Here is a 21866-nt window from a genome sequence, read left to right on the forward strand (position 1 = left end):
GCGATGTTCCGCCGTACGTTCTGGTTCAGCACGGGTGTCGCCGCCGGTGTCTGGGCCACCACCAAGGTCAACCGCAAGCTCAAGCAGCTGACCCCGGAGAGCCTCGCCGCGACCGCGGCGAACAAGGCCCTGGAGACCGGTCAGCGCCTGAAGGACCGCGCGGTGGGATTCGCGCTCGACGTCCGCGACAACATGGCCCAGCGGGAGGCCGAGCTGGAGGACGCGCTCGGGATCCAGGACAACCCCGAACTCCCCGCGCCCAGGCGGTACACCGCCATCGAGAACAACCGCAGCAACCCGAAGTACGTCGACAACCAGACGTACTCGTACAACCGGAATGAGGACCACTGATGGAGTCGGCCGAGATTCGCCGCCGCTGGCTGAGCTTCTTCGAGGAGCGCGGGCACACCGTCGTCCCTTCGGCGTCGCTCATCGCGGACGACCCGACTCTGCTCCTCGTCCCCGCCGGCATGGTGCCCTTCAAGCCCTACTTCCTGGGTGAGGTCAAGCCGCCGTTCGACCGTGCCACCAGCGTGCAGAAGTGCGTGCGCACGCCGGACATCGAAGAGGTCGGCAAGACCACCCGGCACGGCACCTTCTTCCAGATGTGCGGCAACTTCTCCTTCGGCGACTACTTCAAGGAAGGCGCCATCAAGTACGCCTGGGAGCTGCTCACCAGCCCCCAGGACAAGGGTGGTTACGGCCTGGAGCCGGAGAAGCTCTGGATCACCGTCTACAAGGACGACGACGAGGCCGAGCGCATCTGGCACGACGTCGTCGGCGTGCCGAAGGAGCGCATCCAGCGCCTCGGCATGAAGGACAACTACTGGTCCATGGGCGTCCCCGGACCCTGCGGCCCCTGTTCCGAGATCAACTACGACCGCGGCCCCGAGTTCGGCGTCGAGGGCGGCCCCGCCGTCAACGACGAGCGGTACGTGGAGATCTGGAACCTCGTCTTCATGCAGTACGAGCGCGGCGAGGGCATCGGCAAGGACAACTTCGAGATCCTCGGCGAGCTCCCCAGCAAGAACATCGACACGGGCCTCGGTCTCGAACGACTCGCCATGATTCTGCAGGGCGTGCAGAACATGTACGAGATCGACACCTCCATGGCCGTCATCGACAAGGCCACCGAGCTGACCGGTGTCGCCTACGGCGACGCCCACGGCTCGGACGTCTCCCTGCGCGTGGTCACCGACCACATGCGTACGTCCGTGATGCTCATCGGCGACGGCGTCACCCCCGGCAACGAGGGCCGCGGCTACGTCCTGCGCCGCATCATGCGCCGCGCCATCCGTAACATGCGCCTGCTCGGCGCCACCGGCCCGGTCGTCAAGGACCTCATCGACGTCGTCATCGGCATGATGGGCCAGCAGTACCCCGAGCTCATCACCGACCGCGAGCGCATCGAGAAGGTCGCCCTCGCCGAGGAGAACGCCTTCCTCAAGACGCTGAAGGCCGGCACCAACATCCTCGACACGGCCGTCTCCGACACCAAGGCCGCGGGCTCCACCGTGCTGGCCGGCGACAAGGCCTTCCTGCTCCACGACACCTGGGGCTTCCCGATCGACCTCACCCTGGAGATGGCCTCCGAGCAGGGCCTCTCCGTGGACGAGGACGGCTTCCGGCGCCTGATGAAGGAGCAGCGGGAGCGCGCCAAGGCCGACGCCCAGGCCAAGAAGACCGGCCACGCCGGCGCCGGCGCCTACCGGGAGATCGCCGACAAGGTCGGCGAGACCGACTTCATCGGCTACGGCGACACCGAGGGCGAGTCCACCGTCGTCGGCATCCTCGTCGACGGCGCCTCCTCGCCGGCCGCCACCGAGGGCGACGAGGTCGAGATCGTCCTCGACCGCACCCCGTTCTACGCCGAGGGCGGCGGCCAGATCGGCGACACCGGCCGCATCAAGGTCGACACCGGTGCCGTGATCGAGATCCGCGACTGCCAGAAGCCGGTCCCGGGCGTCTACGTCCACAAGGGCGTCGTCCAGGTCGGCGAGGTCACCGTCGGCGCCAAGGCCCACGCCTCGATCGACTCGCGTCGCCGTACGGCCATCGCCCGCGCCCACTCGGCCACCCACCTCACCCACCAGGCCCTGCGCGACGCCCTCGGCCCGACGGCCGCCCAGGCCGGTTCCGAGAACCAGCCCGGCCGCTTCCGCTTCGACTTCGGTTCGCCCTCCGCCGTCCCGACGGCCGTGATGACCGACGTCGAGCAGAAGATCAACGAGGTGCTCGCCCGCGACCTCGACGTGCACGCCGAGGTCATGGGCATCGACGAGGCCAAGAAGCAGGGCGCCATCGCCGAGTTCGGCGAGAAGTACGGCGAGCGCGTGCGCGTCGTGACCATCGGCGACTTCTCCAAGGAGCTCTGCGGCGGCACGCACGTGCACAACACCGCCCAGCTCGGCCTGGTCAAGCTGCTGGGCGAGTCGTCCATCGGCTCGGGTGTGCGCCGTATCGAGGCCCTGGTCGGCGTGGACGCCTACAACTTCCTCGCCCGTGAGCACACGGTCGTCGCCCAGCTCCAGGAGCTGATCAAGGGCCGCCCGGAGGAGCTCCCGGAGAAGGTCTCCGCCATGCTCGGCAAGCTGAAGGACGCCGAGAAGGAGATCGAGAAGTTCCGCGCCGAGAAGGTGCTCCAGGCCGCAGCCGGTCTCGCCGGGTCTGCCAAGGACGTACGCGGCATCGCCGTCGTCACCGGTCAGGTCCCGGACGGCACCACGCCGGACGACCTGCGCAAGCTGGTCCTCGACGTGCGCGGCCGTATCCAGGGCGGACGTGCCGCCGTGGTCGCCCTGTTCACCGTCAACAACGGCAAGCCGCTGACGGTCATCGCCACCAACGACGCCGCCCGTGACCGCGGCCTCAAGGCCGGTGACCTGGTCCGCACCGCCGCCAAGACCCTCGGCGGCGGCGGTGGCGGCAAGCCGGACGTCGCCCAGGGCGGCGGCCAGAACCCGGCCGCCATCGGTGACGCCGTCGACGCCGTCGAGCGGCTCGTGACGGAAACGGCCAAGTGAGCGAAGACACACACGCGAGCGGCGACGGCCGGGGCATGCGCCGCGGCCGTCGTCTCGCGATCGACGTGGGCGACGCCCGTATCGGCGTCGCCTCGTGCGACCCCGACGGGATCCTCGCCACCCCGGTGGAGACGGTCCCGGGCCGGGACGTTCCCGCAGCTCACCGCCGCCTGAAGCAGCTCGTCGAGGAGTACGAGCCGCTTGAGGTCGTCGTCGGCCTGCCCCGCTCCCTGAAGGGCGGCGAGGGCCCGGCCGCGGTAAAGGTCCGGGGCTTCGCGCAGGAATTGGCACGCATGATCGCGCCCGTACCGGTCAGGCTCGTGGACGAGCGGATGACGACCGTGACGGCCAGTCAGGGACTGCGCGCCTCGGGCGTGAAGTCGAAGAAGGGCCGGGCCGTGATCGACCAGGCAGCCGCTGTGATCATCTTGCAGCAGGCGCTCGAATCCGAACGGGTGTCAGGTAAAGCTCCGGGCGAGAGCGTCGAAGTGGTTATCTGATCGCGATACGGTAACGTTCCGCGCGATGCGCCGGTGTTCGAACAGCTGGCGCACAAAGAGAGGCGGGACGGAAGCCGGATCTGCAGCAGCCGGGCGACCGCCGCCTCGCGGCTCTAGGGGATCGATGACTGAGTATGGCCGGGGCCAAGGCTCCGAACCGTGGCATCCGGAGGACCCGTTGTACGGGGACGGCGGATGGGAAGGCCAGCAGGCCCACACGGGCCAGCAGGCTGCCTACGGCGGCCAGCAGCACTATCCGCAGCAGCCGCAGCAGCAGCACTACGACGAGTGGGGCCACGGCCAGCAGGACGCGTACGGTCAGCAGCAGTACCAGCAGCAGGGTCAGGCGCAGCAGTACCCGCACCAGTACGACCAGCAGCAGTACCCCGGGCATCAGCAGCAGCCGCAGCAGACGTACGACAACAACGGCTGGGCCACCGGCACCCATCAGCACGCCCAGTACCCCAACCACCCGGACCCCTACGGGCAGCAGGCCGCGGCGTACGGCGGTGAGCACGCCGACTACTACGGCACTCCCGACGCCTATCCGCCGCCCGAACCGCCGAGCCGGCGGCAGGCCGAGCCCGAGCCGCCGCAGACCGACTGGGATCCCGGCCCCGACCAGGGCGAACACGCCTTCTTCGCGGGCGGCGACGATGACGACGACTCCGACGACGACTCGGGGGACGGCCGCGGTGACCGTCGGTCCCGGGGCGGCAAACCCAAGAAACGGCGCAGTGGATGCGCCTGTCTGGTGGTGTCCCTCGTCTTCGCGGGCGGCGTGGGCGGAGTCGGATATTTCGGATACCAGTTTTACCAGGATCGTTTCGGCTCGGCGCCGGACTTCGCCGGGGACGGCACGGGCGAGACCGTCACCGTGGAGATCCCCAAGGGTGCCCTCGGCAACGAGATCGGCCAGCGGCTCAAGCAGGCCGGTGTCGTCAAGAGCGTCGACGCGTTCGTCGCAGCCCAGTCGCAGAACGCCGACGGGAAATCGATCCAGGCCGGCGCCTATCTCCTGCACAAGGAAATGTCCGCCGAGAGCGCCGTCGAGATGATGCTCGACCCGAAGAGCCAGAACAATGTCCTGGTAAAGCCGGGCGAGCGGAATGTGACCGTCTACAAGGCGATCGACGAACAGCTGGATCTGTCGGCCGGCACCACGAAGAAATTCGCCGAGAAGGATTTCAAGAGCCTCGGACTGCCGAGCTGGGCGAACGACAACAGCGAGATCAAGGATCCGCTGGAAGGATTCCTCTACCCGGGCACCTATCCCGCCGCCAAGGGCATGAAGCCGGAGACGGTCCTGAAGGACATGGTGTCCCGGGCCACGAGCAAGTACAAGTCGCTCGACCTCGAGGCCAAGGCCAAGGCGCTCAAGCTGGACAGCCCGTTGCAGGTCATCACGGTGGCCAGCCTCGTCCAGGCCGAGGGCAAGACCGACGACGACTACCGCAAGATGGCGGAAGTGGTCTACAACCGCCTCGACCGCGCGAACCCCGAGACCTATGGACTGCTGCAGTTCGACTCGACCTTCAATTACCTGAAGGGCGAGAGCAACATCAATATCAGCGAAGACGAGATCAACAGCAATCAGGACCCGTACAACACGTATACGCAGAAGGGTCTTCCGCCCGGACCGATCGGCAATCCCGGCGACGGTGCGCTCAAGGGGACGCTGAATCCGACCGATCAGGGCTGGTACTACTTCGTCGCGGTCGACGGCGTCAGCAAGACCGAATTCGCCAAGACGCACGCCGATTTCCAGAAGCTCAAGGACAAGTTCAATGAGAGCTCGGGCAACTGACGCCCGCCGGGCCGCCGTTCTCGGCAAGCCCATCGCCCACTCCCTCTCCCCGGTGCTGCACCGCGCCGCCTACGAGGAACTGGGGCTCACGGACTGGACGTACGACCGGTTCGAGATCGACGAGGCGGCGCTGCCCGCGTTCGTCGCGGAACTCGGGCCGGAGTGGGCGGGACTGTCCCTGACCATGCCCCTCAAGCGGGCGGTCATCCCGCTGCTCGACGAGATCAGCGAGACGGCGGCCTCGGTGGAGGCCGTCAACACCGTCGTGCGTACCGAGGACGGCCGCCTCGTCGGCGACAACACCGACATCCCCGGCATGGTCGCCGCGCTGCGCGAACACGGCGTCGAGCAGGTCGACTCGGCCGCGATCCTCGGCGCCGGCGCCACGGCCTCCTCCGCGCTGGCCGCACTCGCGCGCGTCTGCACCGGCGAGGTCGTGGCGTACGTACGCAGCGAGGCCCGCGCCGCCGAGATGCGGCAGTGGGGCGAGCGGCTCGACGTCGAGGTCCGCACCGCCAACTGGGCGGAGGCGGAGCGGGCGCTGCACGCGCCGCTGGTGATCGCGACCACCCCCGCCGGTACGACGGACGCCCTCGCCGCCGCCGTACCGGAGCGCCCCGCCACCCTGTTCGACGTGCTCTACGACCCCTGGCCCACCTCCCTCGCGGCGCGCTGGTCCATGTTCGGCGGAGCCGTCGTCAGCGGTCTCGACCTGCTCGTGCACCAGGCGGTGCTGCAGGTCGAGCAGATGACCGGCCGGGTCCCGGCGCCCCTGGAGGCCATGCGAAAAGCGGGCGAGCGGGCTCTCGCGAGCCGCTAGGATCCGCTGAGTTCCGCAGGGGGCGGAGAGGGTCTAGGGGGAGTACAAGCAGTGTCCACTGGTGTGCCGATGGCGTCCGGCAAGAGCGAAATATTCGAGATCGTCCTGCAATTCATGCCGGACTGGGTGCAGATTCCGGTGCTCGTCCTGGTGATCCTGCTCGTCGTCGGATCCTGGGTCTTCAAGATCAAGCGCAAGATCGACCGGCGCCGCGCCGCACGTCAGGCGCAGGCCGTGCCGACGGCCCAGCCGGGGCCCCAGCACCGGCAGAGCCGCGGCGCCGACTACCTGGGACCGTACGCCCCGCAGCAGCAGGCACAGCCGCAACCGGCGCAGCCCAGCGGCGCCGACTTCCTCGGTGCGTACGCCCCGCAGCAGCCGCAGGGCAACACCCCGGCCTGATCGCCGCCCGGTCCGGCACCCGTCCATTTTCCGTCCGCCTGATGGACCGGCGGCCGGGGACCGGTGCCGGACGTGGGAGGATCGAAGGTGGCGGGCCGGGGCCGCGCACCTGGTCGCGCCGTCGACGTACGCGAGGACACGCGTACGCAGGGCAGTACCAGGGCGCGAGCACTGAGGAGCACCGTTGAGCAGGTTGCGCTGGCTGACCGCGGGGGAGTCCCACGGTCCCGCACTCGTGGCGACGCTGGAGGGTCTTCCCGCCGGCGTGCCGATCACCACGGAGATGGTGGCGGACCACCTGGCCCGGCGCCGGCTCGGTTATGGACGCGGTGCGCGGATGAAGTTCGAGCGCGACGAGATCACCTTCATCGGCGGCGTCCGGCACGGCCTCACCCTCGGCTCCCCGGTGGCGATCATGGTGGGCAACACCGAGTGGCCCAAGTGGGACCAGGTCATGGCGGCCGACCCGGTCGACCCGGAGATCCTCGCCGGCCTCGCCCGCAACGCCCCGCTGACCCGCCCGCGCCCCGGCCACGCCGACCTCGCGGGCATGCAGAAGTACGGCTTCGACGAGGCCCGGCCGATCCTGGAGCGCGCCTCCGCGCGTGAGACCGCGGCCCGTGTCGCCCTCGGCGCCGTCGCCCGGTCGTACCTGAAGGAGACGGCCGGCATCGAGATCGTCAGCCACGTCGTCGAGCTGTGCTCCGTGAAGGCCCCGCAGGGTGTGTACCCCACGCCGGCCGACGTCGAGAAGCTGGACGCCGACCCGCTGCGCTGCCTCGACGCGGACACCTCGAAGGCGATGGTCGCGGAGGTCGACCAGGCCCACAAGGACGGCGACACCCTCGGCGGTGTGGTCGAGGTGCTCGCCTACGGCGTCCCCGTGGGCCTCGGCTCGCACGTGCACTGGGACCGCAAGCTCGACGCCCGTCTCGCCGGCGCCCTCATGGGCATCCAGGCGATCAAGGGCGTCGAACTCGGCGACGGCTTCGAGCTGGCCCGGGTGCCGGGTTCCAAGGCGCACGACGAGATCGTGAACACGCCGGAGGGCATCCGGCGCGTGTCCGGCCGCGCCGGCGGCACCGAGGGCGGCCTCAGCACCGGCGAGCTGCTGCGGGTGCGCGCCGCGATGAAGCCGATCGCGACCGTGCCGCGGGCCCTGCAGACGGTCGACGTCACGACCGGTGAGGCCACGCAGGCCCACCACCAGCGCTCCGACGTCTCCGCGGTCCCGGCCGCCGGCATCGTCGCCGAGGCCATGGTGGCGCTCGTCCTCGCGGACGCGGTCGCGGAGAAGTTCGGCGGCGACTCGGTGACCGAGACCCGCCGCAACGTCGTGTCGTACCTCGACAACCTCGCGATCCGATGAGCGCAGCGCCTGTGGTGGTGCTGATCGGGCCGATGGGCGTGGGCAAGTCCACGGTCGGACAGCTGCTCGCCGAGCGCCTCGGCGTGGGCTACCGGGACACCGACGACGACATCGTGGCCGAGCAGGGCCGGACCATCGCGGAGATCTTCGTCGACGAGGGCGAGCCGGTCTTCCGCGCGATCGAGAAGCAGGCCGTGCAGCGGGCGCTGACCGGGCACGACGGCGTTCTGGCGCTGGGCGGCGGCTCGATCCTGGACGAGGACACGCGCGCGCTGCTGCTCGGGCAGCGGGTCGTCTACCTCTCGATGGACGTCGAGGAGGCGGTCAAGCGCACCGGCCTGAACGCCGCCCGCCCCCTGCTCGCGGTCAATCCGCGCAAGCAGTGGCGCGAGCTGATGGAGGCCCGCCGCCATCTGTACGAGGGGGTGGCCACGGTGGTCGTGACCACCGACGGCCGTACGCCCGAAGAGGTGACTCAAGCCGCCCTGGACGCACTGGAGTTGAAGGACGCATGACTGAGGCAGTGACGCGGATCCAGGTCGGCGGTACCGCGGGCAGCGAGCCGTACGAGGTCCTGGTGGGCCGTCAGCTCCTGGGTGAGCTGGGCGGGCTGGTCGGGGCGCGGGCCAAGCGCGTGGCCGTGATCCACCCGGAGGCGCTGGCCGAGACCGGCGAGGCGCTGCGGGCCGATCTGGCCGAGCAGGGCTTCGAGGCGGTCGCCATCCAGGTGCCGAACGCCGAGGAGGCCAAGACCGCCGAGGTCGCGGCGTATTGCTGGAAGGCGCTCGGGCAGTCCGGGTTCACCCGCTCCGACGTGATCGTGGGCGTCGGCGGCGGCGCGACCACCGACCTCGCCGGGTTCGTGGCCGCGACCTGGCTGCGCGGGGTGCGCTGGATCGCGGTCCCGACCACCGTGCTGGCCATGGTGGACGCGGCAGTCGGCGGCAAGACCGGCATCAACACCGCCGAGGGCAAGAACCTCGTGGGCGCCTTCCACCCACCGGCCGGAGTGCTGTGCGACCTGGCCGCGCTGGACTCCCTGCCCGTCAACGACTACGTCTCCGGTCTCGCGGAGATCATCAAGGCCGGTTTCATCGCCGACCCGGCGATCCTGGAGCTGATCGAGGCCGACCCCGAGGCCGCGCGCACCCCGGCCGGCCCGCACACCGCGGAGCTGATCGAGCGCTCGATCCGGGTCAAGGCCGAGGTCGTCTCGTCGGACCTGAAGGAGTCGGGCCTGCGGGAGATCCTCAACTACGGCCACACGCTCGGCCACGCGATCGAGAAGAACGAGCGCTACAAGTGGCGGCACGGCGCCGCGGTGGCCGTCGGCATGCACTTCGCCGCCGAACTGGGCCGTCTCGCCGGGCGGTTGGACGACGCGACGGCGGACCGGCACCGCACGATCCTCGAATCGGTCGGCCTGCCGCTCACCTACCGCTACGACCAGTGGCCCAAGCTGCTCCAGACGATGAAGGTCGACAAGAAGTCCCGCGGCGACCTGCTGCGCTTCATCGTCCTGGACGGCCTGGCCAAGCCCACCGTCCTGGAGGGACCGGACCCGGCCGTGCTGCTCGCCGCGTACGGCGAAGTCGGCCAGTAAGTCCACCGAATCACCGTTCCGTCCGATTCGCCTGTGGCGATGGGCACTTCAGACCGCCACCGGCCGTTCACCAAACGGCGGCCGGGGGCGGTACCGTTCGGTAGCAGGCGGGCCGCGTGCCCGCTGCCAGCGCCAATGGCCATGGAAGACGAGACGGAGTGGCACCGGATGCAGCATGCAGTGGGTTCTCCGCTGCCGCCGCCCCATCAGTCGGGGCACGGGTGGACGCCGGCCGCACACGACCCGGGTGCGCATCACCCGGGCGGGCACCCGGGACCCGCCGCGCACCAGGGTCAGGTCCCGCATCAGGGGCCTGCCGCGCATCAGGGGCCTGCTCCCCACCAGGGTTCCGCCCCGCACCAGGGATCCGCGCCGGTGCCTCCGCCGCCCCCGGCGCCGGGTTTCGCACCTCCCGGACCGGTCCCGCACACGCCCCACCACGTCCAGGCCCCGCAGGCCCCCGAGACCACCGGCCATGTACCGCTGCCGCCCGGCGGCCCCGTCGGCATGCCGAGCGCCCCGCCCGCCGCCGCGGTGCCCGACGCGTCGACCACGACCATCGCGGTGCTGCTCATCGGCCCGGCAGGGGCCGGTAAGACGAGCGTCGCCAAGTACTGGGCGGACCACCGCCGGGTCCCCACGGCCCACATCAGCCTCGACGACGTGCGCGAATGGGTCCGCTCGGGCTTCGCCGACCCGCAGTCCGGGTGGAACGACAACTCCGAGGCCCAGTACCGCCTGGCCCGCCGCACCTGCGGCTTCGCCGCGCGGAACTTCCTGGCCAACGGCATCTCGTGCATCCTCGACGACGCGGTCTTCCCCGACCGCCCGGTGGTCGGCCTCGGCGGCTGGAAGCGCCACGTCGGTCCGGGGCTGCTGCCGGTCGTGCTGCTGCCCGGCCTGGAGATCGTCCTGGAGCGCAACGCGGAACGCGCGGGCAACCGCCGCCTCACCGACGAGGAGGTCGCCCGGATCCACGGCCGCATGGCGGGCTGGTACGGCTCGGGGCTGCCGATCATCGACAACTCCCAGCTCGACGTCCCGCAGACGGCCCGGGTCCTGGACGACGTACTGGCCCGCTCGATCGCGAGCCCGCCGAGCTGGTAGCCAACGCGATCGGGCCGACCTGAAGGGGCGCGGGGAACTGCGCGAGCAACCCCCACCCACGCGCACACGGCACCCGGCCTCAGGTGGCACCCCCTCGTCCGAACGGCTCCCTCCCAACCGGCACAAACCGGACGAGCCTCCTACGCTCGTGTCATGTCAGAGGTGTACGCCGCCCGCCGAACCCGCCTACGGGAACGCTGCCAAGCCAGCGGCAGCGCCTCCGCGCTGATCTCCCGTCCCGCGAACGTCCGCTACCTCGCGGGCGCCGCCCCGCAGGACTCCGTGCTGCTCATCGGCAAGAACGAGGACCTGCTCGTGTGCGTCGGCCCACCCGGCGACCGCCCCGCCGAGGGCCGCCCCGACGAGGCCCTGCGGACACACATCCTTCCCGGCGCCGGCGGTGACCCCGCGGTCGCCGCTGCCGACCTCGCCGCCGGACAGGGCGGCGACTCCCTCGCCGTGGAGGAACATCACCTCACCGTCGCCCGGCACCGGGCGATGCGCTCCGTCGTGCCCCGGCTGCGCCTGACCGACCTCGGCGGCGCGGTCGAACAGCTCCGCGTCGTGAAGGACGAGGAGGAGATCTCCTGCCTGCGCATCGGCGCCGAGATCGCCGACCAGGCCCTCGGTGAGCTCCTCGAATCCATCCTCGTCGGCCGCACCGAGCGCCATCTCGCCCTCGAACTCGAACGCCGCCTCGTCGATCACGGCGCCGACGGCCCCGCCTTCCCGACCGCCGTCGCCACCGGCCCGAACTCCGGCAGACGCGCGCACCGGCCCACCGACCGCCGGGTCGAGGAGGGCGATTTCCTCTCCGTCTGCCTGGGGGCGACGTACCGCGGCTACCGCTGCGAGATCGGCCGTACCTTCGTCATCGGTACGTCCCCTGCCGACTGGCAGATCGATCTGTACGACCTGGTCTTCGCAGCCCAGCGGGCCGGACGGGAGATGCTGGCACCCGGCGCCGCCTACCGTGACGTGGACCGTGCGGCGCGCCAGGTGCTGGACTCCGCGGGGTACGCGGAGGGCCTTCCGTCGCTGACGGGGCACGGTGTGGGACTCGAAATCGACGAGGACCCGCAGTTGGCTCCCGCGGCCATGGGTAAACTGGACGCTTGCGTGCCGGTCACCGTCGAACCGGGGGTCCACCTCCCGGGCCGGGGCGGCGTCCGGATCGATGACACGCTCGTCGTCCGCCCCGAGGCGGACGGCGGACCCGAGCTACTCACCATCACGACCAAGGAGCTGCTCGCGCTGTAGGAGTGCGTGCGCCGGGGTCGTCCACGTCAGTCCAGGAGATTCCGCAACCGTGGCTTCCACGAACGACCTCAAGAACGGCATGGTGCTCAAGCTCGACGGCGGCCAGCTGTGGTCCGTCGTCGAGTTCCAGCACGTCAAGCCCGGCAAGGGCCCGGCCTTCGTGCGCACCAAGCTCAAGAACGTGCTCTCCGGGAAGGTCGTCGACAAGACCTTCAACGCCGGCGTGAAGGTCGAGACGGCCACCGTCGACAAGCGCGACATGCAGTTCTCGTACATGGACGGCGAGTACTTCGTCTTCATGGACATGGAGACCTACGACCAGCTCATGGTCGACCGGAAGGCCGTCGGCGACGCCGCGAACTTCCTGATCGAGGGCTTCATGGCCACCGTCGCCCAGCACGAGGGCGAGGTGCTCTTCGTCGAGCTGCCGGCCGCCGTCGAGCTGGTCATCCAGGAGACCGAGCCGGGCGTCCAGGGCGACCGCTCCACCGGTGGCACCAAGCCCGCCACCCTGGAGACCGGCCACCAGATCAACGTCCCGCTCTTCATCACCACCGGTGAGAAGATCAAGGTCGACACCCGCACGAGCGACTACCTCGGCCGGGTGAACAGCTAAATTGGCTGCCCGCAACACGGCCCGCAAGCGCGCCTTCCAGATCCTCTTCGAGGGTGACCAGCGCGGAGCGGACGTCCTGACGGTCCTCGCGGACTGGATCCGGCTCTCCCGGACCGACACCCGGCAGCCGCCGGTCAGCGAGTACACGATGCAGCTCGTCGAGGGCTACGCGCAGCACGCGAGGCGCATCGACGAACTGATCGCGCAGTACGCCGTCGGCTGGACGCTGGACCGGATGCCGGTCGTGGACCGCAACATCCTCCGCCTCGGCGCGTACGAGCTGATCTGGGTCGACGAGACCCCGGACGCCGTCGTGCTGGACGAGATGGTGCAGCTGGCGAAGGAGTTCTCCACGGACGAGTCGCCCTCGTTCGTCAACGGCCTCCTCGGCCGTTTCAAGGACCTCAAGCCCTCGCTGCGCCGCGAAGAGGCGTAAGGGCTCGACGAAGACGCGGGAGGGCCCGCAGCGGATGCTGCGGGCCCTCCCGCGTCTTCTTGTGCCTTCCGAGGTCCTCAAGGCGGCAGAACGCCGCCGGGGTGGCCGCAACCCAATCGGTTTCGGCCACCCCGGCGGTACGTTTCTGCTCAGGCGTGGAGGGCTCAGCCCTCGTCGGCGTGGGAGACCGCGCGGCGCGCGTCCGCGTCCAGCACGCCCCAGCTGATCAGCTGCTCGGTGAGGACCGAGGGGGACTGGTCGTAGATGACGGCGAGTGTGCGCAGGTCGTCCTGGCGGATCGAGAGCACCTTGCCGTTGTAGTCACCGCGCTGCGACTGGATGGTCGCGGCATAGCGCTGCAGCGGACCCGCCTTCTCGGCCGGCACATGAGCCAGCCGCTCCAGGTCCAGGACCAGCTTCGGCGGCGGCTCGGCGGCCCCGCCCGGCGTGGTGCCCGGCAGCAGCTCCTGAACCGGAACGCCGTAGAAATCCGCCAACTCGGCGAGGCGCTGCACGGTCACGGCGCGGTCACCGCGCTCGTACGAACCGACCACGACGGCCTTCCAGCGTCCCTGGGACTTCTCCTCGACACCGTGGAGGGAAAGGCCCTGCTGGGTGCGGATGGCCCGGAGTTTGGCCCCGAGCTGTTTGGCGTATTCGCTGGACATATAGCTCCCCGGACACTGTGTCGACGCGGTCTGGCTTGGGTTCCATGCCGCGCGGTTGGTAACTCACTGTGAGGTTACGCAGCGTTACTCTGGCCCGTCAAGCCGAATGGTCCACACCGACGCTTCCGTGCTATCGGTGGCCGATTGGGCCAAGGGGGTGATGAGGCGCCCTCCGGCGGCCTGCTAACGTGTATGGCGCAAACCAGACGTCCTTTAAGGTCCGTCCCGTGAGGCGGAGAAGGAGGTCCTTTTCGTATGGACAGGCAGCAGGACACGCAAGCGTCCGACGCCAGGCCCGTTCTCGAAGGCCCTGACATCGCGCGGGTGTTGACCCGCATCGCCCACGAGATCGTCGAGCGCGCCAAGGGCGCCGACGACGTGGTGCTCCTCGGGATTCCCACCCGAGGCGTCTTCCTCGCCCAGCGGCTCGCCGCCAAGCTCGAGGAGATCACCGAGCGCAAGATGCCGGTCGGCTCGCTCGACATCACGATGTACCGCGACGACCTGCGCATGCACCCGCCGCGTGCGCTCGCCCGCACCGAGATCCCCGGTGACGGCATCGACGGCCGCCTCGTCATCCTCGTCGACGACGTCCTGTTCTCCGGCCGCACCATCCGCGCCGCGCTCGACGCCCTGAACGACATCGGCCGTCCGCGCGCGGTCCAGCTCGCGGTCCTCGTCGACCGGGGCCACCGCGAACTGCCCATCCGCGCCGACTACGTCGGCAAGAACATCCCCACGTCGCTGCGGGAGACGGTCAAGGTCCAGCTCGCCGAGGAGGACGGTCGCGACACCGTGCTGCTCGGTGCCAAGCAGACCTCCCAGTAGCGCCTGAGGCGTACGCCGCTGTCGTACGTCCGCTCAGTGCGCCCTCGCGCGCACCCGTCTGCCCTGATTCTCCCGATTGAACTGCCTTACGGAGCCTGACAGATGCAGCGTCATCTCATCTCGGCCGCCGACCTCACCCGCGACGACGCCGTCCTGATCCTCGACACCGCCGAGGAGATGGCCCGGGTCGCCGACCGGCCGATCAAGAAGTTGCCGACCCTGCGCGGCCGCACCGTCGTGAACCTCTTCTTCGAGGACTCCACGCGCACCCGCATCTCCTTCGAGGCGGCCGAGAAGCGGCTGTCCGCGGACGTCATCAACTTCACCGCCAAGGGATCGAGCGTGTCCAAGGGCGAGTCCCTGAAGGACACCGCCCAGACCCTGGAGGCCATGGGCGTCGACGCCGTGGTCATCCGGCACGGCGCCTCCGGAGCGCCGTACCGCCTCGCCAACTCCGGCTGGATCGACGCGGCCGTCATCAACGCCGGCGACGGCACCCACCAGCACCCCACGCAGGCCCTCCTGGACGCCTTCACGATGCGCCGCCGGCTCGTCGGCCGGGACGCCGGGCTCGGCCAGGACCTCGACGGCCGGCGCATCACGATCGTCGGCGACGTCCTGCACAGCCGCGTCGCCCGCTCCAACGTCGACCTGCTGCACACCCTCGGAGCCGAGGTCACCCTGGTCGCCCCGCCCACCCTGGTGCCGGTCGGCGTCGAGACCTGGCCCTGCGAGGTGTCGTACGACCTCGACAGCACCCTTCCGAAGTCCGACGCGGTGATGATGCTGCGCGTGCAGCGCGAGCGGATGAACGCCGCGTTCTTCCCGACCGAGCGCGAGTACTCGCGGCGCTACGGCCTCGACGGCGAGCGCATGGCGAAGATGCCCGAGCACGCCATCGTGATGCACCCCGGCCCGATGGTCCGCGGCATGGAGATCACCGCCGAGGTCGCCGACTCGGAGCGCTGCACCGCCATCGAGCAGGTCGCAAACGGAGTCTCCATCCGGATGGCCGTTCTCTACCTGCTGCTGGGCGGGAACGAACCGGCCGCCTCCCACACCCGTACCGAGGAGAAGTAAGACCATGAGCAAGATCCTGATCCGTGGTGCGAAGGTGCTCGGCGGCGAGCCGCAGGACGTGCTGATCGACGGCGAGACCATCGCCGAGGTGGGCACCGCCCTGAGCGACGAGGGCGCCCAGGTCGTCGAGGCGGCCGGCAAGGTCCTCCTGCCGGGCCTGGTCGACCTGCACACCCATCTGCGCGAGCCGGGCCGCGAGGATTCCGAGACCGTGCTGACCGGCACCCGCGCGGCGGCCTCCGGCGGCTTCACGGCCGTGTTCGCCATGGCCAACACCTTCCCGGTCGCCGACACCGCCGGCGTGGTCGAGCAGGTCTACAGGCTGGGCCAGGAGCACGGCTACTGCGACGTGCAGCCCATCGGGGCCGTCACCGTCGGCCTTGAGGGCCGCAAGCTCGCCGAGCTGGGCGCCATGCACGAGTCGGCCGCCGGCGTCACCGTCTTCTCCGACGACGGCAAGTGCGTCGACGACGCCGTGATCATGCGTCGCGCGCTGGAGTACGTGAAGGCCTTCGGCGGGGTCGTCGCCCAGCACGCGCAGGAGCCGCGGCTGACCGAGGGCGCCCAGATGAACGAGGGCGTCGTCTCCGCCGAGCTGGGTCTCGGCGGCTGGCCCGCGGTGGCCGAAGAATCGATCATCGCCCGGGATGTCCTGCTCGCCGAGCACGTCGGCTCCCGCGTCCACATCTGCCACCTCTCGACCGCCGGGTCCGTCGAGATCGTCCGCTGGGCCAAGTCCCGCGGCATCGACGTCACCGCCGAGGTCACCCCGCACCACCTGCTCCTCACCGACGAGATGGTGCGCACGTACAACCCGGTCTACAAGGTGAACCCGCCGCTGCGCACCGAGCGTGACGTGATGGCGCTGCGCGAGGCGCTCGCCGACGGCACCATCGACATCGTCGCCACCGACCACGCCCCGCACCCGCACGAGGACAAGGACTGCGAGTGGGCCGCGGCCGCCATGGGGATGGTCGGCCTGGAGACCGCGCTGTCGGTGGTGCAGGCGACCATGGTGGACACCGGGCTCCTGACCTGGGCCGGGGTCGCCGAGCGCATGTCCGTCAAGCCCGCGCAGATCGGCCAGGCCGGCGGGCACGGCCGTCCCGTCTCGGCTGGTGAGCCCGCCAACCTCACGCTCGTCGACACGGAATACCGTGGGTCCGTGGACCCCGCGGGCTTCGCCTCGCGCAGCCGCAACACCCCGTACGAGGGACGTGAGCTGCCGGGCCGTGTGACGCACACGTGGCTCCGGGGCAAGGCCACGCTCGTCGACGGGAAGCTCACGTGACACCTGCAACTCTGCTCGCCGCCGGACTCGCCGCCGAAAAGAAGTCGGCCGAGGTCACCGACTGGGCCGCCCGCCTGGGCTGGCTCGTCGGACTCGCCCTCTTCGTCGCGCTCGTCTACTGGCTGATGCGCGAGGGCTGGAAATGGCGCGGCACGCTCCAGGGCGACCTGCCCGAGCTGCCCAGCGCGCCGGACGACCCAGGCCCGGCGAGACTGAGCATGAGCGGCCGCTATCACGGCTCGACCACCGCAGGTCAGTGGCTCGACCGCATCGTGGCGCACGGCCTGGGCACCCGCAGCCGGGTCGAGCTCACCCTGACGGACGCGGGACTGGACGTCGTACGCCCCGGCGCGACCGACTTCTTCGTCCCCGCCGCGCAGCTGCGCGAGGCCCGGCTCGACAAGGGCATCGCCGGCAAGGTCCTGACCGAGGGCGGACTGCTCGTGGTGACCTGGGCGCACGGCGAGCGGCTGATCGACTCCGGATTCCGCTCGGACCACGCGGCCGAGCACAACGAGTGGGTCGACGCCATTAACTCCATGATCGACAACAACAGCACGGAAGGCGCCGAACGATGACGACCTCCACAAGGGGAGCCGGCAAGGTTCCCGCGGTACTCGTCCTGGAGGACGGCCGGATGTTCCGCGGCCGCGCCTACGGGGCCGTGGGGGTGACCTTCGGCGAGGCCGTGTTCTCCACCGGCATGACCGGCTACCAGGAGACCCTCACCGACCCGTCGTACCACCGCCAGGTCGTCGTGATGACCGCCCCGCACGTCGGCAACACCGGCGTCAACGACGAGGACCCGGAGAGCAAGCAGATCTGGGTCGCCGGCTATGTCGTGCGCGACCCTGCGCGCGTGCCCTCCAACTGGCGCGCCAAGCGCTCGCTGGACGAGGAGCTGCGCCACCAGGGCGTCGTCGGGATCTCCGGCATCGACACGCGCGCCCTCACCCGCCACCTGCGCGAGCTCGGCGCCATGCGCGTCGGCATCTTCTCCGGCAACGCCCTGCCCGACGAGGGCACCATGCTCGCCGAGGTCCGCCAGGCCCCCGAGATGAAGGGCGCCGACCTCTCCGCCGAGGTCGCCACCAAGGAGGCGTACGTCGTCCCGGCGATCGGCGAGAAGAAGTTCACCGTCGCCGCCGTCGACCTCGGCATCAAGGGCATGACCCCGCACCGCATGGCCGAGCGCGGCATCGAGGTGCATGTGCTGCCCGCCACGGCCACCGCCGACGACGTCTACGCCGTGAACCCCGACGGCGTGTTCTTCTCCAACGGCCCCGGCGACCCGGCCACCGCCGACCACCCGGTCTCCGTCATGCAGGCGGTCCTGGAGCGCGGCACCCCGCTCTTCGGCATCTGCTTCGGCAACCAGATCCTCGGCCGCGCGCTCGGCTTCGGCACCTACAAGCTGAAGTACGGCCACCGCGGCATCAACCAGCCGGTCCAGGACCGCACGACCGGCAAGGTCGAGGTCACCGCGCACAACCACGGCTTCGCCGTGGACGCGCCGACCGACAAGGTCTCCGAGACCCCCTACGGCCGCGCCGAGGTCTCCCACGTCTGCCTCAACGACAACGTGGTGGAGGGACTCCACCTCCTCGACAAGCCGGCCTTCAGCGTCCAGTACCACCCCGAAGCGGCAGCGGGCCCGCACGACGCCGCCTACCTGTTCGACCGCTTCGTATCCCTGATGGAGGGCCAGCGTGCCTAAGCGCACCGATATCCAGTCCGTCCTGGTCATCGGCTCCGGCCCGATCGTCATCGGCCAGGCCGCCGAGTTCGACTACTCCGGCACGCAGGCCTGCCGGGTCCTGAAGTCCGAGGGCCTGCGCGTCATCCTCGTGAACTCCAACCCGGCGACGATCATGACCGACCCGGAGATCGCCGACGCCACCTACGTCGAGCCGATCACCCCGGAGTTCGTCGAGAAGATCATCGCCAAGGAGCGGCCCGACACGCTGCTGCCCACCCTGGGCGGCCAGACGGCCCTCAACACCGCGATCTCGCTGCACGAGGCGGGCACGCTGGAGAAGTACGGCGTCGAGCTGATCGGCGCCAACGTCGAGGCCATCAACAAGGGCGAGGACCGCGACCTCTTCAAGGACGTCGTCGAGGCGGTCCGCGGCAAGATCGGGCACGGCGAGTCCGCCCGCTCGGTCATCTGCCACTCGATGGACGACGTCCTCCAGGGCGTCGAGACCCTCGGCGGCTACCCGGTCGTGGTGCGCCCGTCCTTCACCATGGGCGGCGCCGGCTCCGGCTTCGCGCACGACGAGGAGGAGCTGCGCCGCATCGCCGGCCAGGGCCTCACGCTCTCCCCGACCACCGAGGTGCTTCTGGAGGAGTCCATCCTCGGCTGGAAGGAGTACGAGCTGGAGCTGATGCGCGACAAGCACGACAACGTCGTGGTCGTCTGCTCCATCGAGAACTTCGACCCGATGGGCGTGCACACCGGCGACTCCATCACGGTCGCACCCGCGATGACCCTCACCGACCGCGAGTACCAGGTGCTGCGTGACGTCGGCATCGCGATCATCCGCGAGGTCGGCGTCGACACCGGCGGCTGCAACATCCAGTTCGCGGTGAACCCCGAGGACGGTCGTGTGATCGTCATCGAGATGAACCCGCGCGTGTCGCGCTCCTCGGCCCTCGCGTCCAAGGCGACCGGCTTCCCGATCGCCAAGATCGCGGCCAAGCTCGCCGTCGGGTACACCCTCGACGAGATCCCGAACGACATCACGCGGGAGACCCCGGCCTCCTTCGAGCCCACGCTCGACTACGTGGTCGTCAAGGCCCCGCGGTTCGCCTTCGAGAAGTTCCCGCAGGCCGACTCCACCCTCACCACCACCATGAAGTCGGTCGGCGAGGCCATGGCCATCGGCCGCAACTTCACCGAGGCCTTCCAGAAGGCGCTGCGCTCGCTGGAGAAGAAGGGCAGCCAGTTCACCTTCGTCGGCGAGCCCGGCGACAAGATCGCCCTTCTCGAAGAGGCCGTCCGCCCGACCGACGGCCGTATCAACGCCGTCATGCAGGCCATCCGCGCGGGCGCCACCCAGGAGGAGGTCTTCGAGTACACGAAGATCGACCCCTGGTTCGTCGACCAGCTCTTCCTCATCAAGGAGATCGCCGACGAGATCGCCGAGGCCGCGAAGCTCACCCCCGAGCTGCTCGCCGAGGCCAAGCGGCACGGCTTCTCCGACCAGCAGATCGGCGAGATCCGCGACCTGCGCGAGGACGTCGTGCGCGAGGTGCGGCACGCGCTGGGCATCCGCCCGGTCTACAAGACGGTCGACACCTGCGCCGCCGAGTTCGCCGCGAGGACGCCGTACTTCTACTCCTCCTACGACGAGGAGAGCGAGGTCGCGCCGCGCGAGAAGCCGGCCGTCATCATCCTCGGCTCCGGCCCCAACCGCATCGGCCAGGGCATCGAGTTCGACTACTCCTGCGTCCACGCCTCCTTCGCGCTGAGCGACGCCGGGTACGAGACCGTGATGGTCAACTGCAACCCCGAGACCGTCTCCACGGACTACGACACCTCCGACCGCCTGTACTTCGAGCCGCTGACGCTCGAGGACGTGCTGGAGATCGTCCACGCCGAGCAGCAGGCCGGGCCGGTGGCGGGCGTCGTCGTGCAGCTCGGCGGCCAGACCCCGCTGGGTCTGTCGCAGGCCCTGAAGGACAACGGCGTGCCGATCGTCGGCACCTCCCCGGAGGCCATCCACGCCGCCGAGGACCGGGGCGCCTTCGGCCGCGTCCTCGCCGAGGCGGGCCTGCCGGCCCCCAAGCACGGCACCGCGACCACCTTCGCGGGCGCCAAGGCCATCGCGGACGAGATCGGCTACCCGGTCCTGGTGCGGCCGTCGTACGTCCTCGGCGGGCGCGGCATGGAGATCGTCTACGACGAGACCCGGCTGGAGTCCTACATCGCCGAGTCGACCGAGATCAGCCCCTCGCGGCCGGTCCTCGTCGACCGGTTCCTGGACGACGCCATCGAGATCGACGTCGACGCGCTCTACGACGGCCATGAGCTGTACCTCGGCGGCGTCATGGAGCACATCGAGGAGGCCGGCATCCACTCCGGCGACTCGGCGTGCGCCCTGCCCCCGATCACCCTCGGCGGCTTCGACATCAAGCGCCTGCGGGCCTCCACGGAGGCCATCGCCAAGGGCGTCGGCGTCCGCGGCCTGATCAACATCCAGTTCGCGATGGCCGGCGACATCCTGTACGTCCTGGAGGCCAACCCGCGCGCGTCGCGCACCGTCCCCTTCACCTCGAAGGCGACCGCGGTGCCGCTGGCGAAGGCCGCCGCCCGGATCTCGCTGGGCGCGACCATCGCCGAACTGCGCACGGAGGGGCTCCTTCCGGCGGCCGGCGACGGCGGCGAACTCCCGCTCGACGCGCCGATCTCCGTCAAGGAGGCCGTCATGCCGTGGTCGCGCTTCCGCGACATCCACGGCCGCGGCGTCGACACCATCCTCGGCCCGGAGATGCGCTCCACCGGCGAGGTCATGGGCATCGACTCCGTCTTCGGCACGGCGTACGCCAAGTCGCAGGCGGGCGCCTACGGCCCGCTGCCCACCAAGGGCCGCGCCTTCATCTCGGTCGCCAACCGCGACAAGCGCTCGATGATCTTCCCGGCGCGTGAGCTGGTCGCCCACGGCTTCGAGCTGATGGCCACCTCCGGCACCGCCGAGGTCCTCAAGCGAAACGGCATCAACGCCACCGTCGTGCGCAAGCAGTCCGAGGGCGAGGGCCCGAACGGCGAGAAGACCATCGTCCAGCTCATCCACGACGGCGAGGTCGACCTCATCGTCAACACCCCGTACGGCACCGGCGGCCGCCTCGACGGCTACGACATCCGTACGGCGGCCGTGGCGCGGTCCGTGCCCTGCCTGACGACGGTCCAGGCGCTCGCCGCCGCCGTCCAGGGCATCGACGCCCTCAACCACGGAGATGTGGGCGTGCGTTCCCTCCAGGAACACGCCGAGCATCTGACCGCGGCCCGCGACTAGCAGCCCTGAGGGGGACACCGGAAACGGTGTCCCCCTCT

Annotated in this window: 20 protein-coding genes; 19 read left to right on the plus strand and 1 reads right to left on the minus strand. The window is 70.1% G+C overall.

The features are described 5' to 3' along the window. Positions 1 to 3: 3 nt before the first annotated feature. From CP983_RS35740 to nusB, 13 genes are all read left to right on the plus strand, one after another. Complete coding sequence (locus tag CP983_RS35740; RefSeq protein ID WP_030952626.1) at positions 4 to 351, plus strand: hypothetical protein; 348 nt, start codon at positions 4 to 6, stop codon at positions 349 to 351. Then, the gene (gene alaS / locus CP983_RS35745) at positions 351 to 3023 is read left to right on the plus strand and encodes an alanine--tRNA ligase (RefSeq protein WP_125526149.1); all 2673 of its coding nucleotides are present in this window, start codon (positions 351 to 353) and stop codon (positions 3021 to 3023) included. The genes CP983_RS35740 and alaS overlap by 1 nt, the downstream gene beginning before the upstream one ends. Before the next feature lie 35 nt (positions 3024 to 3058). Then, complete coding sequence (ruvX, locus tag CP983_RS35750; RefSeq protein WP_030952630.1) at positions 3059 to 3523, plus strand: Holliday junction resolvase RuvX; 465 nt, start codon at positions 3059 to 3061, stop codon at positions 3521 to 3523. Positions 3524 to 3647: 124 nt separating this feature from the next. Then, a complete protein-coding gene (gene mltG / locus CP983_RS35755) occupies positions 3648 to 5330 on the plus strand; it encodes an endolytic transglycosylase MltG (protein WP_150504181.1) in 1683 nt (560 codons plus the stop codon). Then, positions 5311 to 6150: a shikimate dehydrogenase gene (locus CP983_RS35760; RefSeq protein ID WP_150504183.1), complete on the plus strand. Its 840-nt coding sequence runs from the start codon at positions 5311 to 5313 to the stop codon at positions 6148 to 6150. The genes mltG and CP983_RS35760 overlap by 20 nt, the downstream gene beginning before the upstream one ends. Positions 6151 to 6201: 51 nt before the next feature. Next, positions 6202 to 6552: a hypothetical protein gene (locus tag CP983_RS35765; protein ID WP_150504185.1), complete on the plus strand. Its 351-nt coding sequence runs from the start codon at positions 6202 to 6204 to the stop codon at positions 6550 to 6552. A 184-nt stretch (positions 6553 to 6736) separates the two neighbouring features. Beyond that, on the plus strand, positions 6737 to 7921 hold the full coding sequence (gene aroC / locus CP983_RS35770) for a chorismate synthase (RefSeq protein WP_107909370.1): 1185 nt from the start codon (positions 6737 to 6739) through the stop codon (positions 7919 to 7921). Continuing rightward, complete coding sequence (locus CP983_RS35775) at positions 7918 to 8436, plus strand: shikimate kinase (protein ID WP_107909371.1); 519 nt, start codon at positions 7918 to 7920, stop codon at positions 8434 to 8436. The genes aroC and CP983_RS35775 overlap by 4 nt, the downstream gene beginning before the upstream one ends. Continuing rightward, on the plus strand, positions 8433 to 9524 hold the full coding sequence (gene aroB, locus CP983_RS35780; protein WP_150504187.1) for a 3-dehydroquinate synthase: 1092 nt from the start codon (positions 8433 to 8435) through the stop codon (positions 9522 to 9524). Before CP983_RS35775 ends, aroB begins: the two co-directional genes overlap by 4 nt. Before the next feature lie 168 nt (positions 9525 to 9692). After that, positions 9693 to 10631, plus strand: coding sequence for a Pro-rich N-terminal domain-containing protein (locus tag CP983_RS35785; protein WP_150504189.1), 939 nt, complete (start codon positions 9693 to 9695; stop codon positions 10629 to 10631). A gap of 153 nt (positions 10632 to 10784) precedes the next feature. Further along, the gene (locus CP983_RS35790) at positions 10785 to 11891 is read left to right on the plus strand and encodes an aminopeptidase P family protein (RefSeq protein ID WP_126898348.1); all 1107 of its coding nucleotides are present in this window, start codon (positions 10785 to 10787) and stop codon (positions 11889 to 11891) included. Between the two features lie 49 nt (positions 11892 to 11940). After that, the gene (gene efp / locus CP983_RS35795; protein ID WP_125527468.1) at positions 11941 to 12507 is read left to right on the plus strand and encodes an elongation factor P; all 567 of its coding nucleotides are present in this window, start codon (positions 11941 to 11943) and stop codon (positions 12505 to 12507) included. A gap of 1 nt (position 12508) precedes the next feature. Beyond that, positions 12509 to 12943 (plus strand): transcription antitermination factor NusB, encoded by a 435-nt coding sequence (gene nusB, locus CP983_RS35800; protein ID WP_125527467.1) that lies wholly within the window; start codon positions 12509 to 12511, stop codon positions 12941 to 12943. Positions 12944 to 13107: 164 nt separating this feature from the next. Here the strand turns inward: nusB and bldD are convergent, their stop codons facing one another. Next, positions 13108 to 13611: a transcriptional regulator BldD gene (gene bldD, locus CP983_RS35805; protein WP_007491469.1), complete on the minus strand. Its 504-nt coding sequence runs from the start codon at positions 13609 to 13611 to the stop codon at positions 13108 to 13110. Positions 13612 to 13866: 255 nt separating this feature from the next. Here bldD and pyrR point away from each other — a divergent pair, with 255 nt between their 5' ends. From pyrR to carB, 6 genes are all read left to right on the plus strand, one after another. Next, positions 13867 to 14439 carry a bifunctional pyr operon transcriptional regulator/uracil phosphoribosyltransferase PyrR gene (gene pyrR / locus CP983_RS35810; RefSeq protein ID WP_125527466.1) on the plus strand — a complete coding sequence of 191 codons (573 nt, stop codon included), beginning with the start codon at positions 13867 to 13869 and terminating at the stop codon, positions 14437 to 14439. Between the two features lie 102 nt (positions 14440 to 14541). After that, a complete protein-coding gene (locus tag CP983_RS35815; RefSeq protein ID WP_107909376.1) occupies positions 14542 to 15519 on the plus strand; it encodes an aspartate carbamoyltransferase catalytic subunit in 978 nt (325 codons plus the stop codon). A 4-nt stretch (positions 15520 to 15523) separates the two neighbouring features. Then, the gene (locus tag CP983_RS35820; RefSeq protein ID WP_107909377.1) at positions 15524 to 16810 is read left to right on the plus strand and encodes a dihydroorotase; all 1287 of its coding nucleotides are present in this window, start codon (positions 15524 to 15526) and stop codon (positions 16808 to 16810) included. Then, positions 16807 to 17388, plus strand: coding sequence for a PH-like domain-containing protein (locus tag CP983_RS35825; RefSeq protein WP_150504191.1), 582 nt, complete (start codon positions 16807 to 16809; stop codon positions 17386 to 17388). Before CP983_RS35820 ends, CP983_RS35825 begins: the two co-directional genes overlap by 4 nt. Beyond that, positions 17385 to 18527 carry a glutamine-hydrolyzing carbamoyl-phosphate synthase small subunit gene (gene carA, locus CP983_RS35830; RefSeq protein WP_150504193.1) on the plus strand — a complete coding sequence of 381 codons (1143 nt, stop codon included), beginning with the start codon at positions 17385 to 17387 and terminating at the stop codon, positions 18525 to 18527. Before CP983_RS35825 ends, carA begins: the two co-directional genes overlap by 4 nt. Further along, complete coding sequence (gene carB, locus CP983_RS35835) at positions 18520 to 21828, plus strand: carbamoyl-phosphate synthase large subunit (protein WP_150504195.1); 3309 nt, start codon at positions 18520 to 18522, stop codon at positions 21826 to 21828. Before carA ends, carB begins: the two co-directional genes overlap by 8 nt. Positions 21829 to 21866: the final 38 nt, after the last annotated feature.

This window comes from Streptomyces chartreusis (assembly GCF_008704715.1).
Taxonomy (GTDB): domain Bacteria; phylum Actinomycetota; class Actinomycetes; order Streptomycetales; family Streptomycetaceae; genus Streptomyces; species Streptomyces chartreusis.

Bases quoted from the DNA above. Each gene is read 5' to 3' on its own strand.
- CP983_RS35740 (WP_030952626.1), top strand. From the start codon at position 4: ATGTTCCGCCGTACGTTCTGGTTCAGCACGGGTGTCGCCGCCGGTGTC.
- alaS (WP_125526149.1), top strand. From the start codon at position 351: ATGGAGTCGGCCGAGATTCGCCGCCGCTGGCTGAGCTTCTTCGAGGAG.
- ruvX (WP_030952630.1), top strand. From the start codon at position 3,059: ATGCGCCGCGGCCGTCGTCTCGCGATCGACGTGGGCGACGCCCGTATC.
- mltG (WP_150504181.1), top strand. From the start codon at position 3,648: ATGACTGAGTATGGCCGGGGCCAAGGCTCCGAACCGTGGCATCCGGAG.
- CP983_RS35760 (WP_150504183.1), top strand. From the start codon at position 5,311: ATGAGAGCTCGGGCAACTGACGCCCGCCGGGCCGCCGTTCTCGGCAAG.
- CP983_RS35775 (WP_107909371.1), top strand. From the start codon at position 7,918: ATGAGCGCAGCGCCTGTGGTGGTGCTGATCGGGCCGATGGGCGTGGGC.
- aroB (WP_150504187.1), top strand. From the start codon at position 8,433: ATGACTGAGGCAGTGACGCGGATCCAGGTCGGCGGTACCGCGGGCAGC.
- CP983_RS35785 (WP_150504189.1), top strand. From the start codon at position 9,693: ATGCAGCATGCAGTGGGTTCTCCGCTGCCGCCGCCCCATCAGTCGGGG.
- CP983_RS35790 (WP_126898348.1), top strand. From the start codon at position 10,785: ATGTCAGAGGTGTACGCCGCCCGCCGAACCCGCCTACGGGAACGCTGC.
- bldD (WP_007491469.1), bottom strand. From the start codon at position 13,611: ATGTCCAGCGAATACGCCAAACAGCTCGGGGCCAAACTCCGGGCCATC.
- pyrR (WP_125527466.1), top strand. From the start codon at position 13,867: ATGGACAGGCAGCAGGACACGCAAGCGTCCGACGCCAGGCCCGTTCTC.
- CP983_RS35815 (WP_107909376.1), top strand. From the start codon at position 14,542: ATGCAGCGTCATCTCATCTCGGCCGCCGACCTCACCCGCGACGACGCC.
- CP983_RS35820 (WP_107909377.1), top strand. From the start codon at position 15,524: ATGAGCAAGATCCTGATCCGTGGTGCGAAGGTGCTCGGCGGCGAGCCG.
- carA (WP_150504193.1), top strand. From the start codon at position 17,385: ATGACGACCTCCACAAGGGGAGCCGGCAAGGTTCCCGCGGTACTCGTC.